This is a genomic window from Sulfuricurvum sp. (assembly GCF_028712165.1).
Lineage (GTDB): Bacteria > Campylobacterota > Campylobacteria > Campylobacterales > Sulfurimonadaceae > Sulfuricurvum.
This window is the reverse complement of the sequence record NZ_JAQTQR010000016.1, coordinates 15,308-28,180: the sequence shown is the minus strand read 5'-3', so window position 1 is coordinate 28,180 and position 12,873 is coordinate 15,308. Positions and strand designations below refer to the sequence as shown.

Sequence of the window (12,873 nt, the reverse complement as noted above, 5' to 3'; positions counted from 1 at the left end):
TAGAGAGGAGAGACGATTAACGTCCTCCCATCCCTCCGCCACCCATTCCGCCACCGCCCATGCCTGAGCCCATACCGCCACCTTGCATCATCCCTTTGCCTGAACCTTGGTTTTTCATTTTAGGAACACGATTTTCCGGTCTTTTCATGAACTTCTCATTTTGTTCTTTCGTCATCGTTTTCTGACGGCTCATAAGCTCATTATGGAGCTGTTCACGTTCTTGCTGAGTGGTCATAGTTCCCCGTTTTTCCAACAATTCATCCGTACTCATCGTACGAAATTTATTTTGGACTTCGTTTTGAACTTGTACCCGTTCTTGATTCATTGCGGCAGTTTCACCGAATGCGAATGAAGATAATAAGGCCGCAGCCGCTACAACAGTTACTAACGTTTTCATGTGATACTCCTCGAGTGATTTATACCATTATAGAACGGAAATGTTACAAAAGAGTTAATGAATAGTGTAGAAAATTATCTATTGGATATAGTCGACAACTTTGGAAAGACTCGTAACCTCTTTGATAACATTTACCACTTCTTGGTGTGCCGGATGAGGGGCATAGACATCCAACCCTGCCTGATCATCAAACGTTGATATCAGTACCAGATCAAATGATCGCTCACTTCGGCTGACATCAATTCCGACTTCCATACTGCGCAAAGTATCGATTTTAGAAGGGAGGGCTTCGAGCATCCCTTTGACTTTTACTAGATTTGCTTCTTTGTTCTCTTCTTTAAACTGAAACATAACGATGTGAACTAACATAATCAACCTTTTAAATAAAATTTTCCCAATAAAAATGGGCGAATAATACAATCAAAATAATCCCGATAATATTTAGAATCATTCCATACTTTGCCATCTCTTTGATTTTTATCACACCGCTGGACATCACGATCGCATTCGGCGGTGTCGCAATCGGCAGCATAAACGCATAACTTGAGCTGATCGTTGCCACCATCATAAAAAGGAGTGGATCAAAATGATTTTGGATCGAAAAGGAATAGATGACCGGTAGCATGACCGAAATCAGAGCCGTATTCGACGTAATTTCTGTCGTAAACGTAATCAATGCCGCAATCGCTAATATGATCATCCACGGAGCCAATGTTCCGAGTACTCCGAGACTTTGTGCCGTAGTATCTGCCAATCCCGTATCCGAAAATGCCTTGGCAATCGCAAATCCCGCACCGAATAAAAACATAATCCGAAACGGGATTTTTCCCTTATCTTCAATCCAGTCCAGCAAATTCAACTGCGGTAAGAAGAGGAGCAATCCGAACGTGAGCATTACCCCCTCTTCTGCCAATCCCAATCCGTTCCAATAGGGACGAATCGGAGCATTAACCAACAATACCGCCATCAACTCACCGAGAAGCGTCAATACCTTTCGCTGAGGCGGCGTCAACGGAGGGTGCGATTCGCTGGCATGGCTCGGCTCATTCGCCAATCCGATACCAAGTACCCAGCCCATCATCCCCAGCATCACAAATGCCAAAGGTGCCACCATCACAACCCACTGGACAAAAGGGACGACCGGAAGCGAATGTTCTCCCAATATCCCGAGTAAAATCAGATTTGGCGCCGTCCCCACAGGAGTTATGATCCCGCCGATACTTGCTCCGTATGCGATGGCAAGAAGATAGCGCATTTGGATTTTCGGAATTGTGGATAAAAACAGCCCCATCGACATCAACAGCAGTGTCGTGGTTGTATTGGAGAGGAGCGAGCTTAACATTGCCGAAGTAAATGCCAAAGCAAAAATCACCCCTTTGGCACTTTTGGGAAAGAGATTCAGTAAATGGTGGGCCATCCATCGGTGCAAACCGCTCTTCTCCACTGCAATCGCCAGTAAGAACCCGCCAAAAAAGAGGTACACAATCGGATTGGCATAATTGAGTGCCGTTGTTTTGGTATCGATAATCCCAAAGGCGGGAAAAAGGATAATCGGCAAAAGCGATACCACAGCCATCGGCAGCGCTTCATTGCTCCATAATGCCACGAGAAGGACAATTATCCCTAACAATGCCGCTTGTACCGCATTAAGAATTATAAAAGCGATAGCAAAAGTTATCAGTGCCGTTAAAAGAGCAATGATTAGTTTTTTCGATTGTTCCGACATATTCATGACTTAGCGTTCGATCAAATCACGTAAACTCGCACGCGGTGATTTCCCTTCTAAGATAGCATACACTTCTGCGGCAATGGGAAGATATACCCCTCTTGCTTCGGCAATCTCATGAAGCGCGTAGGCTGTCCCTATCCCTTCACTCACTTCACCGATCTCTTCGCATACCGCCTCTTTGTTCAAACCCTTGGCAAGTCCCAATCCGACACGAAAGTTACGTGACATTGAAGAGCTGGCGGTTAGAAACAGATCCCCCGCTCCGCTAAGACCTAAAAAACTCTCGTCTTTTGCTCCGTATGCTTTTCCAAAGCGTTGCATCTCTACCAGCCCGCGTGCGATCAAACTCGCAGCAGCGTTATGCCCCAGTCCGAGTCCCTCACAAATCCCCGCAGCGATAGCAATAACGTTTTTATACGCTCCCGTAATCTCCGCTCCGATAACATCTTCGCTCACATACGTACGAATAAATTTGGGAAATAAAGCGGCAAACTCCCGCGCCGTAGAAAGCGAAGTCGAATTAATCACCAATGCGGTCGGAAGTGACTTGATTACCTCCGCCGCAAACGAAGGACCGGAGAGAAAACAGAGATTTTCACTCGGGATATACTGCATATAGATTTCATTCAAAAATCGGCCGCTGGATGCTTCGATCCCTTTTGCCGCCACGAGGATTTTTTGTCCCGAAAAGACAAAATTTTCTTCCAGCCATTTCCCGACCTGCTGGGCCGGAACAGTGATGATGAGATACTCGCACTGCAATACTTCTTCGAGGGGTTTAAAATTTGGCCAATCCCGGGGAGTACGAGATGTAATAATCACCTCATTTTTTTCACTCATTGCAAAACTGAGTGCTTCACCCCATTTACCTGCACCGATAATCCCTACTTTTTTCATATCGATACCTCCATTAACTTCGAAAATGCAGCTATTTTATCCTCGTAACCGATAACGACTAAAATATCATCGGGATCGATGTGGTGATTATGACCGCGTGACGTAAAGCTGAATGTTGCCCCTAGCTGAAAATCCACAATGGCTAGCAGCAATACATCATACTCATTTCCCCAATCAATATCATACAGATGTTTCCCCACTACAAAACTATCTTTTGAAACGGTTATCTGTGCGATTTTCAATGTCGAATCTTCATAAAAAATATCATGAAGTACTTCAGTAACGGTCGGTTTTTCGAGCATTTCGCCAATAATCCCAGCCGTAATTTGCAAAATAGGCATCACTTTATTTGCACCGGCACTTTTCATCTTTTCAGCACTTTCATGATCTCCGGCTAAAGCAATGATAGGAATATCTTCAAACATCGAGCGTAATGAAATCGTGAGAAAGACATTTTCAGCATCATTGTCCAATGCACAAAAGACAATCAGTTCCTTGATATTAAAACGTTCTTCAATGCTCTTCCAATCTTCACTAAGGTCAAATATTTCAGCTTCAAAACCCGCTGATTGCGCCGCTGACTTTTCTGCATCATTCATAACAAAAACGGCAAAAGAGGTATATTCACCTGCTATTTGCAATACAATCTGCTTGGCGTATTCATTAAAACCGAATACCAGTGCACTGTGATGTGTCATTTTTTACCCTTTTTATACATCAGCGCTTTTAATTCATCAATGAGAGTCCGCGTACCGATAATGATTGCAACATCCCCCTCCTTGATTTCAAGTGTACTGGAAGGGTTAAAACAAAAAGAGCTCTCAGCAGTTTTATAAATCCCCAGAACAATCAGACGTTTATGAAACAGCGGAAGTTTTGAAGCCTCTAAAAAATGATCCGCCATTGAAGCATCTAATCCGATCTCTTCAATAAATACACCGCTATTTTCAGATCTTAGAGCATGAATCACCTCAAAAGCAACCGGTCTGCCACTGATCTCTTTACTGATCAATCCGATCAATTCCTGAGTATAAACAATCTCGTTAATACCGGCCAATGAGAGTTTACGACGATTCTCTTTTTGGTGCAAAATAGAAAGTATCGACACTTTTTTTGAGAGCTCGCGAATGGTTAATGCCGTATAAACATTCAGCACATCACTCTCTTGAAGCAAAATAACGGCTATAACCTGCTTCTCAAAGTCCATTTGAAGGGTCTGATAGGAATTAAGAGAGCCGGAATCATTCGCTAATGCAACAAATCCTTCCTTCTGGGCTTCTACCACCTTTTGTTTATCCCGTTCTAAAATAACAACATTTTTTCCATTTTTGTTAAAACGGTGAGCCACTTGCTGTGTAAGCGGCGTATATCCGCATATCAAATAAAATTGGTTAATTTTTGAAACATCTTCGATGAGTTTTTCCTCTTTAATCTCATCAAGCTTTTCGGTAAATGCCGATACCACAATCGACGTTGCAAAAGAGATAACCGCGATACCTGCTACGATAATCACCATAGCAACCATCCGCCCCTCATCGGTTACAGGGATAAAATCACCGTATCCTACGGTAAAAATCGTGACGACAGACCAATAGATGGCGTCAAAAAGGGTATTAATCCGCGATTCGGGATTATTGGCTTCCATTACATAAATCAAGACCGATGAAACAACGATGATCATCATCGCAAAAATACCGAGGGTAAAAATCTCGAATTTTTTAGAGGAGAGGATTGAGATGAACTGGGTCAAGCTTTTTGTATAACGAAAAAGCTTGAATACCCGAAAGAGGATAAAAACACGCAACATTCGAAGTTCATGGAAGAACGGCATAATGGCCAGTAAATCGATCATGGCAGAGAGGGAGAAAACATATGCCCGTTTACTCGCCAAAGCCAGTTTAAACGCATTTATCCATCGAAACGGACGTTGCAAAAAGAGATCGTGTTCATATTGCTCGATCACAATTTTCGATCCGTCGCTGTAGAGCCATAAACGTAAAAGATACTCGATCAAGAATATGAATGAAATAATATAGTTATTGAAATAAAGCCACTCCGGGCTCACTTCATGTTTAACATGACGGATCAGAATATAAACACTGATGACGATCAACATGATCATCGTATAATCAAAAAATTTCTTATACGGATATGAAGGATTTTCGAGGAGATTATGAAAAAATCTCTTAATGCGGCGATAGCTCGGAGACGCATGTATAAAAAATGCGAATCCTACGATCCATCTGCCAATCATATCTGTCCCTATTGCGCTAGTTTAGTTTGAAGAATCTCATTCAGCGTATTCGGGTTTGCAGAACCTTTCGACGCTTTCATAGCCTGTCCGACAAAGAATCCGAACAGTTTGTCTTTACCCGATTTGTATTCTGCCACTTTATCGGTATTAGCCGCCAAAATCTCATCGATCAGCGCTTCGAGGGCACCGGTATCGCTGACTTGTTTAAGCCCCAGTTTTTCAATCACTTCATCGACATCGCCACCCTCATTTTCGAGGAGATAATCAAGAACTTCTTTAGCTGCTTTACCGCTGATAACACTCTCTTCAATCCGTTTGACCAGAGTTCCGAGCGTTTTGGCGCTGACCGGAGACTCATACGCACTGATTCCCCCCTTGAGACGTCCCTGCAACTCTACCGTGAGCCATGTAACCGCATTTTTTGCGGTAACTCCGCACTCTAACATCGATTCAAAATAATGGGCATTTTCCAAATCAGCAGTGATAACCGCTGCATCGTACTCACGAAGGCCGAATGCCGTTACGAAACGCTCTTTTTTCGCATCAGGAAGTTCAGGAATATCCAAAACTTGAGCGTACATTGCATCATCCACGATTACTTTGAGCAAATCCGGTTCAGGGAAATAACGGTAATCCGCCGCTTCCTCTTTACCGCGCATCGAACGGGTCTCTTGTTTTACCTGATCAAACAGACGGGTTTCCTGAACAATCTCCTGCTCATACACACCATCTTCCCACGCCTCTTTCTGACGCGCTACCTCAAGCTCGATCGCACGTTGAATAAATCGAAAACTGTTGATGTTTTTGATCTCGACACGGGTATAGAGCTTTTCATCCCCACGAGGACGGATAGAGACGTTAACATCGACACGGAACGATCCCTCTTGCATGTTCGCATCGGAGATATCGATATAACGGACGATCGAATGGAGCTTTTTGAGATACGAAATCGCATCTTCGGCTGAACGCATATCCGGCTCAGAAACGATCTCGAGCAACGGCGTTCCCGCACGGTTCAAATCGACTTTTGAAATAGGTCCGTCATGGATATTTTTCCCTGCATCCGCTTCGATATGGGCACGGTTGATACGGATGGTTTTATGGCTGCCGTCTTCGAAATCGATGGTCAGTTTCCCGTGCTCGACGATAGGGGTGTAGAGCTGAGTGATTTGATACGCACTCGGGCTGTCCGGATAAAAGTAGCTCTTACGGTCGAAAAACGACGTACGGTTGATCGTCGCACCGACTGCCGTACCAAACATTCCCGCTTTACGGACTGCTTCTTTGTTCAGTACCGGCAACGCACCCGGCAAAGCAAGACAGGTTGGACAGGTGTTCGTATTTTGTTCGTGGTTAAAGCTGGTAGGGCATGAGCAAAAAAGTTTAGACTGGGTATTAAGCTGGACGTGGACTTCCAAACCGATAATGGTTTCAAACATACGAATAGTTTCCTTGGGTTATATAAAATATCGGATCGAAGCGAAGCCAAATACTCCGCATTTTTCGACCGCGTTTATTTGCTCTTCGGTCGTAATTCCGCCGAGCGCAAAAATAGGTATACTTATTTTATCCACTATTTCTTTTAAATCCTCTAAACCCTTGGGCTCTCCTTTGTTCGGAGACTCATATATCGGACTGTAGGTGATCGCATCGGCACCCAAATTCTGAGCCTTGAATGCTTCTTCATGAGTATGGGTACTGATAATGACATAAAGACCTAATGCTTTTGCCTTTACGATGAGATCAGACTGATTAGAAGTCAGATGCACACCATCCGCACCTAAATCATGCGCAAGTGTGCAATCAGCATGCAAAAGTACCGTTGGAACATTGTGGCTTCGGCATACCCTGATAAAAGTTTTTGCAAGAGTAGGATAATCAGAGGTTTGTTTATCTCTAAGTAAAATAAAATCCGGAATAGTTCGGGTAAAAACAGTTTTGAGAGAAGATGTGAGCGCCATAGGCTCACTTCCATAGTAGACGGGATCAGTGATCAGATAAGTTTTCACGCGTCTTCTGAAACTTCCTTGACACTGTCACGAATCTCTTCGAGAAGTGCTGTTTGTTTGAGCATCATTTCATGACGATCGCGATACATCGACATTGTTTCCAATACCAAGATCAAAAAAAGTGCTAAAAAGAGGAAAACAAACGTAAACATCAATGCGGGCACTAAACCCAAGAAGAGAAAGGATTTAAAAGTTACCAAGGCCCCAACAATAACGAAAGCCCAGGAAACCCCGCCAAGGAAGCTTAAAAGTGCGTCAAACGTACTTCGCTTCATAAGCATTGACTCAGTGTTCGTCGTGAAGAAGAACCGCACCGCCGAGGTAAACGTAGGTGAGCATCATGAAAATAAATGCTTGCAAGAATGCCATGAATGTCAACAATGCAAACGGAACGATTGGAAGAATCCATGGAGCCAGCATCAACAATACCATCAAGAACATATCGTCCCCTTTGACGTTACCGAACAATCGGAAGCTCAAAGAGATGATACGAGAGATGTGTGAAACGATCTCGATCGGGAACATCAACCATGCCAACCACCATACAGGACCCATAAAGTGTTTGAAGTAGCTGATGATACCGTTACGGCGGATACCTTCGAAGTTATAGTATACGAATACTACCAATGCAAGAGCAAGGGTAAAATCCAAAAACGCACTTGGCGCTTCAAAACCCGGAAGTACTCCGATAACGTTTGCAATACCGACAAAAAGACCGATAGTCGCAACAAGAGGCAGGTAACGGCGAGCTTCCGCTTTACCCATTACGTCCGCACCCATAGCAAGAACGCCGCTAAGATACGCTTCCATTACGTTTTGTGTTCCGGTTGGAACAAGACGAAGATTTGATGTCGCCATTTTTGCGATCACAAGAACAATAGCCGCTGTAAGCAACATGTGTGTGAGGAAAATGAACGTGTGTTCGTGGCTGATAAGGCCGAAGAAGGTAAACAACTCACCCATAAGTAGCGTTCCTTTGCATAGAAAATTAGTGGAATTTTACCTTTATTGATATTAAATTCCTATAAACTCAGAGAATGAAATCCCATCTTTGCGCTTATTATATGAACATTAAGTGCTTTTTTAAGCAATTTGATGGAAGTAAATTTCAGATATTGTGTAAAAATTTAACAAAAAAGAGAAAAGTTAGCAGATAGCCCCCGAAGGGGCAATGAAGAGAAGAAAAATTATTTTGATCCAAAAGTCGTAACGATGTAGTCTGCCATTTTTTCGTCGGAAATTTTCCCTTCACGCTCTTCGACTTTTTTCAAGTTCTTCTGCATTACAGAGTGAGCCGATTTACTGTCAAAGTCTTTGTTTCTTAAATCTTTCAATTTAGCCACAAGCTCTTCTTTCGTCATATTATTGAGCGGCGGTCCGTAAATATCGCTTTTTTCTTGTGACGCCATACCGTGTGCAGCGGCTTCTTCCACAGAAGTGCCAGGCTGTTCTTTAAGCTTCGGCACTCCGTTTGCTTTAAGACCATGACAGTTTGCGCAACGATTTTTATAAATCATACTCGGTGTTTCCAATGTTTTTGCACTGCAAAAACTCGACATTAACAAAGATGCAAGACCAACTACAAATAAACCACGTGTTTTCATCTACGCTCCTTAATGGGTGTACTTAATGATAACACCTTTGGTTTAAAAATATCTTATATTTTATAAGCTCAAATGACGCAACTCCGTCTTTGCAAATGCAATATCCTTTTGAATTGCCTCTTTCAGTGCATCAAGCGTTTCAAACTTCTGATTTTTACGTATAAATTTGACAAAACTGACCGATGCACTCGAACACGACTCTATCGTTTCACCCAAAATATGACTCTCAACCGCATAGCTCCCGTCCGTTGTTACACGATGTCCGACAAACACTACCGAAGGATGAAAATGCTCTTCATTGTCGATACGTGTAAACGCGGCATAGACTCCCTCATAAGGGAGCAGATAGAGCGGACACTCCAGATTGATCGTAGGGACAAGTTCGGTTTTACCGATACCCTGTCCTTTTACCACGGAACCTTTGATAGTGTAATTGTGTCCTAAAAAACGGTTCGCTCCGCTGATATCCCCGATTTGGATCTTGTTTCGGATTTTGTGGGAATGAACCGAGTCGTTATCGAGACAAACTTGCTCGATTACCCGAATTTCACCCGAAAAAAGTTCATGCAGATTGGCATGCGAATAGCGGCGGTTTTTCCCGAAATGAAAATCGTATCCAACCACTATTTTCGCCAAACGGGGGAACCGTTGCTTGAGCATAGCGATAAACTCTTCCCCCTCCAAATGACGAATATCTTCAAGTGAATAATAAAAGATCGGATAATGGGTGTAGTGTTCACGTTCACTTCCGGGAGTCAGGTTGGCATATCCCGTCTCGATGACGACAATCGCGCCATTTTCACCGAGCTCATCAAATAACCGCTGATGCCCGATATGCATCCCGTCAAATCCGCCGATACTGATCGAATCAACCTTTGATAAAGGCATAACACGTCTCCTGATTTCCCTCTTTGCCGCTAATGTGGGCTACTTCTTTGGCAATGCACTTCCATCCCATCAAAGCACAGGTGTCTTCAAAGCGGATCATTGCTTTGCCAATGGCTTTGTCGTCTTTGACAACCCCGTTTTTATCCCGTTTTACTTCGCGTCCAACCTGAAACTGCGGTTTAAAAAGGAGAATGAGGTAGTTCGAAGCCAATTGATCGATCGATTCGAGTATCAATTCCAGTGGGATAAACGCCACATCGCATGTTACGATCTCAAACGGCACTTCACTCGAAAAAGTCCGTATATCAGTATTTTCATAAAGGCTGATACGTGAATCGCCCCGTAAACTCGGATGGAGCTGTTCACTCCCTACGTCGACACAGGTTACACTGGAGACTTCGTTTTCCAAAAGCACTTGCGTAAACCCGCCGGTACTCGATCCGATATCCAATGCCCGCAGATTTTTTAGATCCCATCCGGTATAGGGGAGGAATCCTTTAAGCTTGATAGCGGCACGACTCACATACATCTCCGTGTTCGCGACTTCGACATACATTCCATCTACGACATCAAAAGAGACCTTGTCGACAATCTTGCCGTCAATGCTGACGGCATGCTCTTTTATCAACTGTTGTGCTTTGTTACGGCTTTCCACATGCCCCTGTTCAACTAAATAACTATCGAGTCTCATTCTTTTCCTTCTAAATAACGCTTATAAAATGTTTCTGCATCGAGAGGACAATCAAAATAGAATCCTTGGAATAAATCGCATCCGCTTTCACGAAGAATCTCGATCTGAGCCTGGGTTTCGACCCCCTCAGCCACAACACTAAGTCCTAAAGTATGTGCCATTGCAATCACGGCACTCGAAATTACTCTGTCATTGACGTCGATTTCAATATCGTTGATCAGCAAGCGATCGATTTTGAGTTCGTCTACTTTAAATCGTTTCAAATACCCTAATGATGAATATCCGGTACCGAAATCATCTATGGAGAGTTTAACTCCGGAGTTTTTCAACCGTTCGAGCATTCCTACCGCGCTGTGGGCATGATGCATCAAAAACGTTTCGGTAAGCTCAATGACAATGAAAGGGGCTAAATCAATATTGATACCGATAATGCGTAAAAGCGAATTGATATCATCATCGTTGAGCTGACGCCCTGAAATGTTAACCGACATACTCATCTCAACGTTGGAACGTTGTTGCCAGATACGCAACTGCTCAAACGCACGTTCCAAAACGTATTCGCCCAACTGTGAAATGAGTGCCGTTTGTTCCGCAAACGGGATGAATTCTCCTGGCAATACAAGGCCGCGTGTAGGATGATTCCATCGTATAAGCGCTTCCGCACCTCTCATTTCACCGCTGTTTGCATCGATTTTCGGCTGATAGTAGAGCTCAAAATCACGATTTTTCAATGCCTGATAGAGTTCGGTTTCAAGCCGCAGCGACGTTTTTGCCTGTTGGGTCATCTGAGCACGATAAAATGCGATACGGCGTTTCGGATCTTCTTTTGCTCTGTACATTGCGGCATCGGCATTTTTTAGCAAAGAGTCACGTTCCCGTGCGTCCTGTGGATACAAGGCGATACCGATACTCCCTTGTAACTGGTATTCATGAGAATTTATTTCAAAAGGTTCATTAAATATACTTAAAAACTTTTCGGCTACGATTTCCGCTTCAGAAATGTTTTGAAGATCTTCCAGCCACAGTACAAACTCGTCTCCCCCGACCCGCGCTATGAGATCATGTGATCGGATACGGGATGAGAGCCTATCCGCTACTTCGACAAGCATCTGATCGCCTACGGTATGGCCTAACGAATCGTTAATATTTTTAAATCGGTCCAAATCAAGATAGAGCAACGCACCGATCGCTTGGGTGCGACGTGAACGTTTGATAAATTGATCGATCCGTTCAAAAAGTTTCGTCCGATTTGCCAATCCGGTCAGAGGATCGTGAAATGCCATATAGGAGAGTTTTTCTTCACTTGCTTTGAGCTGGCTGATATCCAATGTTAATGCGAGATAATTTTTTGCCTTGGTTTGAGCATCATGAATAACCGAGATACTCATCCACTGGACAATTTCATGTCCGTCTTTATGACGATTCCATATCTCCCCGTTCCAGTACCCCTCATCATTGATTGCTTTCCACATTTGTTCATAATAGAGATGATTGTGCCGACCGGAAGCGAGGATTTTCGGGTTTTTCCCGATCACCTCTTCATAGGTATATCCGAACGCATCCATAAATGCTTGATTCACTTCTATGATCTGATTGCATTCATTGCTGATCATAATCCCTTCACGTGCTTTTTCAAAAGCGGTTCCTAATATACGAATCCGTTCTTTGTGTTCTTGGATCTGTGTACTGTGTTCTCGCCGTTTCAAAAGAATACCGACGATAAACGCTCCGATTTCCAGAAGACTTTTATGAAATGCGGTGGGAACACGTTTTTCAAATGATGAAAGGGCAAAGGTACCGATGATGGTGTTCCCCTCGCTTCGCACCGGCATAGACCAACACGCCCCCAGACCGAAAGCTTTGGCAACCGGACGGAGTTCATCCCACCGTGCATCGTTTTCGATATCGGTAACGAATTGTGCCTGTTTGGTATACAAGACGTTCCCGCATGAACCGCCTCCCGGCCCCGGGCGCAGACCGTTAAGCATCTTGATACCGTGTTGCGGAATACTCGGAGCTTCCAAAACATTCATCAATCCGGTAGACTCATCCAAAATCATAATCGATGCTACCGAACCGGGAACCAGTTTCTCTTCGAGTTCGCACAATCGATGTAAAACTTCAGTATCATCCACTCCCAACGCCATTAACTCTAATATTTGGTTCTGGAGGGTAAAAATTTCAACGTATTGGGAGGACGGAAAGGATTCGGATTCTATTGACATAGCTTCAATCGAACAGGATAACGGATGGATTGTTTCATTCATAACGTATCGTCTACCCTAATCCCTCCCAAATATCTAAGGAGCTTCTTTTTTAAATCGTGTTCAAATTATAGCCAGATACCTCTCAATAATAGTTGAGAAAGTGCATAAAATCCGCTACTATTGCAGAAAAATATTAG

Annotated in this window: 14 protein-coding genes; all 14 read right to left on the bottom strand. The window is 43.6% G+C overall.

The window, feature by feature from the left end:
- Positions 1 to 16: 16 nt before the first annotated feature.
- Positions 17 to 397 (bottom strand): hypothetical protein, encoded by a 381-nt coding sequence (locus PHP90_RS04420; RefSeq protein WP_299925867.1) that lies wholly within the window; start codon positions 395 to 397, stop codon positions 17 to 19.
- A gap of 78 nt (positions 398 to 475) precedes the next feature.
- A complete protein-coding gene (locus PHP90_RS04415; RefSeq protein WP_299925864.1) occupies positions 476 to 766 on the bottom strand; it encodes a Dabb family protein in 291 nt (96 codons plus the stop codon).
- 10 nt (positions 767 to 776) lie between these two features.
- Positions 777 to 2,129: an SLC13 family permease gene (locus PHP90_RS04410; RefSeq protein WP_366141100.1), complete on the bottom strand. Its 1,353-nt coding sequence runs from the start codon at positions 2,127 to 2,129 to the stop codon at positions 777 to 779.
- Positions 2,130 to 2,132: 3 nt separating this feature from the next.
- Positions 2,133 to 3,023 (bottom strand): NAD(P)H-dependent glycerol-3-phosphate dehydrogenase, encoded by an 891-nt coding sequence (locus PHP90_RS04405; protein WP_299925861.1) that lies wholly within the window; start codon positions 3,021 to 3,023, stop codon positions 2,133 to 2,135.
- Entirely contained in the window at positions 3,020 to 3,721 is a 702-nt protein-coding gene (locus tag PHP90_RS04400) for an NAD-binding protein (RefSeq protein ID WP_299925859.1), read from the bottom strand. Before PHP90_RS04400 ends, PHP90_RS04405 begins: the two co-directional genes overlap by 4 nt.
- Positions 3,718 to 5,277, bottom strand: a complete 1,560-nt coding sequence (locus tag PHP90_RS04395) for an ion transporter (RefSeq protein ID WP_299925857.1) — start codon at positions 5,275 to 5,277, stop codon at positions 3,718 to 3,720. The genes PHP90_RS04400 and PHP90_RS04395 overlap by 4 nt, the downstream gene beginning before the upstream one ends.
- Before the next feature lie 8 nt (positions 5,278 to 5,285).
- Positions 5,286 to 6,716, bottom strand: coding sequence for an Asp-tRNA(Asn)/Glu-tRNA(Gln) amidotransferase subunit GatB (gatB, locus tag PHP90_RS04390; protein ID WP_299925854.1), 1,431 nt, complete (start codon positions 6,714 to 6,716; stop codon positions 5,286 to 5,288).
- Positions 6,717 to 6,734: 18 nt separating this feature from the next.
- On the bottom strand, positions 6,735 to 7,286 hold the full coding sequence (locus PHP90_RS04385) for a thiamine phosphate synthase (protein WP_299925802.1): 552 nt from the start codon (positions 7,284 to 7,286) through the stop codon (positions 6,735 to 6,737).
- Positions 7,283 to 7,441 (bottom strand): hypothetical protein, encoded by a 159-nt coding sequence (locus PHP90_RS04380; protein ID WP_299925800.1) that lies wholly within the window; start codon positions 7,439 to 7,441, stop codon positions 7,283 to 7,285. Before PHP90_RS04380 ends, PHP90_RS04385 begins: the two co-directional genes overlap by 4 nt.
- Before the next feature lie 130 nt (positions 7,442 to 7,571).
- Positions 7,572 to 8,249 (bottom strand): F0F1 ATP synthase subunit A, encoded by a 678-nt coding sequence (locus tag PHP90_RS04375; RefSeq protein ID WP_299925797.1) that lies wholly within the window; start codon positions 8,247 to 8,249, stop codon positions 7,572 to 7,574.
- Positions 8,250 to 8,473: 224 nt separating this feature from the next.
- Positions 8,474 to 8,890 carry a c-type cytochrome gene (locus tag PHP90_RS04370; RefSeq protein ID WP_299925794.1) on the bottom strand — a complete coding sequence of 139 codons (417 nt, stop codon included), beginning with the start codon at positions 8,888 to 8,890 and terminating at the stop codon, positions 8,474 to 8,476.
- A gap of 60 nt (positions 8,891 to 8,950) precedes the next feature.
- Positions 8,951 to 9,778, bottom strand: coding sequence for a bifunctional riboflavin kinase/FAD synthetase (locus PHP90_RS04365; protein WP_299925791.1), 828 nt, complete (start codon positions 9,776 to 9,778; stop codon positions 8,951 to 8,953).
- Positions 9,759 to 10,469 (bottom strand): TlyA family RNA methyltransferase, encoded by a 711-nt coding sequence (locus PHP90_RS04360; protein WP_299925788.1) that lies wholly within the window; start codon positions 10,467 to 10,469, stop codon positions 9,759 to 9,761. The genes PHP90_RS04365 and PHP90_RS04360 overlap by 20 nt, the downstream gene beginning before the upstream one ends.
- Positions 10,466 to 12,736 (bottom strand): EAL domain-containing protein, encoded by a 2,271-nt coding sequence (locus PHP90_RS04355; protein WP_299925785.1) that lies wholly within the window; start codon positions 12,734 to 12,736, stop codon positions 10,466 to 10,468. The genes PHP90_RS04360 and PHP90_RS04355 overlap by 4 nt, the downstream gene beginning before the upstream one ends.
- Between the last annotated feature and the right edge of the window lie 137 nt (positions 12,737 to 12,873).

What these genes read in the sequence shown, in the direction of transcription:
- PHP90_RS04395 (WP_299925857.1), bottom strand. Translation starts at nt 5,277, where the DNA reads ATGATTGGCAGATGGATCGTAGGATTCGCATTTTTTATACATGCGTCT.
- PHP90_RS04420 (WP_299925867.1), bottom strand. Translation starts at nt 397, where the DNA reads ATGAAAACGTTAGTAACTGTTGTAGCGGCTGCGGCCTTATTATCTTCA.
- PHP90_RS04405 (WP_299925861.1), bottom strand. Translation starts at nt 3,023, where the DNA reads ATGAAAAAAGTAGGGATTATCGGTGCAGGTAAATGGGGTGAAGCACTC.
- PHP90_RS04400 (WP_299925859.1), bottom strand. Translation starts at nt 3,721, where the DNA reads ATGACACATCACAGTGCACTGGTATTCGGTTTTAATGAATACGCCAAG.
- PHP90_RS04355 (WP_299925785.1), bottom strand. Translation starts at nt 12,736, where the DNA reads ATGAATGAAACAATCCATCCGTTATCCTGTTCGATTGAAGCTATGTCA.
- PHP90_RS04375 (WP_299925797.1), bottom strand. Translation starts at nt 8,249, where the DNA reads ATGGGTGAGTTGTTTACCTTCTTCGGCCTTATCAGCCACGAACACACG.
- PHP90_RS04410 (WP_366141100.1), bottom strand. Translation starts at nt 2,129, where the DNA reads ATGAATATGTCGGAACAATCGAAAAAACTAATCATTGCTCTTTTAACG.
- gatB (WP_299925854.1), bottom strand. Translation starts at nt 6,716, where the DNA reads ATGTTTGAAACCATTATCGGTTTGGAAGTCCACGTCCAGCTTAATACC.
- PHP90_RS04415 (WP_299925864.1), bottom strand. Translation starts at nt 766, where the DNA reads ATGTTAGTTCACATCGTTATGTTTCAGTTTAAAGAAGAGAACAAAGAA.
- PHP90_RS04370 (WP_299925794.1), bottom strand. Translation starts at nt 8,890, where the DNA reads ATGAAAACACGTGGTTTATTTGTAGTTGGTCTTGCATCTTTGTTAATG.
- PHP90_RS04360 (WP_299925788.1), bottom strand. Translation starts at nt 10,469, where the DNA reads ATGAGACTCGATAGTTATTTAGTTGAACAGGGGCATGTGGAAAGCCGT.
- PHP90_RS04365 (WP_299925791.1), bottom strand. Translation starts at nt 9,778, where the DNA reads ATGCCTTTATCAAAGGTTGATTCGATCAGTATCGGCGGATTTGACGGG.